Consider the following 2639-nt stretch of genomic DNA (forward strand, 5'->3'; position numbering starts at 1 on the left):
GGGTAAGACGACCGACGAACTAATTAAGGCGGCTTATCAAGTAAGCCCGCATCCCAACCGCCGCGAACTGGATATGTTGTTAACAACCGGTGAGCGCATCAGCATGTCGTTGATGAGCATGGCCCTGTCTGATCTCGGTGCGCCAGCCATTAGCTTTACCGGCAGTCAGGCCGGTGTAATGACAGACGAATCTCATTCTTCCGCGCGCATTTTAGATGTGCGGCCTGCGCGCGTGCTCGAAGAACTCGGTCGCGGACGCATCGTGGTTTTAGCGGGCTTTCAAGGTGTGAACCCGCGAACCAAAGAAATCACCACGCTAGGCAGGGGCGGCAGCGACACCACTGCAGTCGCCATGGCTGCGGCGCTAAAGGCCGAGCGCTGTGAAATTATCAAAGAGGTCGACGGAATTTGCTCGGCCGATCCGCGCATCGTGGCGAACGCAAAACCATTGCGCCGGCTGGATTTTGCATCGTTATCCGAAATGTGTTTTTGGGGCGCCAAGGTTTTGCATTTTCGCAGCGTGGAGCTGGCACAAAGCCAAAATGTCCCTTTGTTTTTACGAAAATGGGGAAAGTCCGAACACAGCACACGAGTGATGAAAGAGGTTATCGGAATGGAAAGCGGAAAAATTCTGGCCGTCAACTCGATGGCTCGTATTGAGCATGTGGAGATCGCTTCGACGAATCTCAGTCACGGTTTTGAGAAATTTGCGCAGCATCTCAAGCAAAACGGCCTATCTTGGCCGCAAGTCCTCGCCTCGGCTTTCACCGCCGGAAAAACGCGCATCATGATGACTTGCGAGTCGGAATCGCTCGACACTCTGCTGCGCACGCTGGAAAGGAGTAAAGACTTGCGCAAAGAGCGTGAGACTTTAAGTTCGGTGAGCCTTACTTGCTTCGGCGGCGTTTCTTCAGACTTGCCATTTCAGGCGATACAAATTCTGCAATCCCGCGGGATTGTCGTTGAAAAATACGTTCTATCACCACATTCGATAAATTTGTTCGTTCCTGTGGAGACCCGCGAGGCCGCGGTCACGGCCTTGCATTCGCTGATCTAACAACCTCTTTGAGAGGATGCCACGGAATCGCGTAAGGGAGGGATGGTCAAGAGAGGCGGGTCGCCGGCTCGATGCAGCGACAACGAGAAATTCTTAATCTTGCCGATACGCGCCCGTCCGCCATCATTGGTGTCAAATTTTTATAGTCGGGAGGCGGTGATCATGCCGAGCACCATTGGTTGGCTACTTCGCGAGGGCGAACGAATCATTGCTTGCAACACAGGCTTATTGGGTCACAAGCACCTTCTAATCGGCATCACCCGCGTTCGTAACGAAGCGCTTATTCTCAGAGACACACTGGACTACGTCGGCAAACAGGTCGATGCGATAGTCGCTTATGATGACGCGAGCGCGGATCGCACGCTGGAGATTCTATGCGAACACCCATAAGTCGCTCTGATTGTGACAAATCGGTCGTGGGAAGCGGACATCGAGGCACGCCGAATTGCTGAGGGTCGGCATCGCGGCCTCTTGTTGCAGACGGCGCGCGAACATTTGCAGTTCGACTGGATGTTTTGCTTCGATGCGGATGTGCGCGTTACCGGAGATTTACGCAGATTCATAGAAGGAACGCATTCTAGCGAATGCGACGGCGTGCGGGTTCAACTGTTCGACGCCTATATGACGCCTGGGGATCATGCACCCTATCAGGCCGATCGAGAACTGTTGGACTTTCGTCGTTTCTTCGGTCCGGAGCGGCGAGACATTCTGATGTTGTGGCGAAACCGGTCGGAGGTCATCTTCGCAAAACACCATGCGCGCGAGCCGGGTGGCGTTGAACGCGTGGCGACTGGCCTCTATTGCCAACACTACGGCAAATCGTTGTCGGTCGACCATTGGGAAGAGACTTGCGACTACTACATGCGACACTTTCCGTTCGATACCTACGGACGAAAATGGCGTGAGCGCAAAGGTCGAGCAATCCACACCCAATCTGACTTCATGCGGCCGTTGTACGAGTGGGGTGACAGGCTCTTCGCGAATGCTGTCAGGATGTGATTGTCCGAAAACCGAGCCGCCCCGTGCCAATGGGGCCGCTTCGAAGTCGGCCACGGGCCCACTTCTTCCATAACATCTCATATCCGAATGATGTCCGGTGCTGGGGGGCGCAGACGTGCCAGCACCATTAGTCAAAGTCCGCCTTTGACCCCGGAACGGACATTCTGAGTGTTGAAAGTCGCGCCCCAAGAGTTTCACTAACTCGGCGGGTTGCTGGTATCAGCGCTGACGATGGCAATCGGTCACAGTGTCTTCGTTCCATTAAGTGGAACCATCGGCATTCTTCGAAGGTGCGCGAAACATTTTCGCATCCCTGAAACTTAAGTTAATCGTGGGGCCTAATCGAAAGGTCGCGATATGGAACCGACCAATCGAATATCGGACCACATCGATCATAAGACTGCCCGCTCGATCTGTGACGAGGTGGGTGACAGATTGCAACAGAACTTATCTCGCGAAGTCTCGCCTCTGCCGCCCTACCTCGAACGTCTAGTCGATGAATTGCGCAAACAGGAGCGTCATCCAATTGATGGCGTCGCAGCGCCCGCTAACCGTTTCCTTCATGCGACGCGGCGGGTAGTCG

General features: G+C 54.4%; 3 protein-coding genes. All 3 read left to right on the forward strand.

Going from position 1 to position 2639, the window contains the following annotated elements:
• The coding region (locus tag ACXJL8_RS38595) for an aspartate kinase (RefSeq protein ID WP_456686770.1) at positions 1 to 1057 on the forward strand (1057 nt) is incomplete at its 5' end.
• A gap of 162 nt (positions 1058 to 1219) precedes the next feature.
• On the forward strand, positions 1220 to 1447 hold the full coding sequence (locus tag ACXJL8_RS38600) for a hypothetical protein (protein WP_456686771.1): 228 nt from the start codon (positions 1220 to 1222) through the stop codon (positions 1445 to 1447).
• 81 nt (positions 1448 to 1528) lie between these two features.
• Positions 1529 to 2056 carry a hypothetical protein gene (locus tag ACXJL8_RS38605; RefSeq protein ID WP_456686772.1) on the forward strand — a complete coding sequence of 176 codons (528 nt, stop codon included), beginning with the start codon at positions 1529 to 1531 and terminating at the stop codon, positions 2054 to 2056.
• Positions 2057 to 2639: the final 583 nt, after the last annotated feature.

The sequence above is a fragment of the Bradyrhizobium sp. P5_C11_2 genome, from assembly GCF_054049755.1.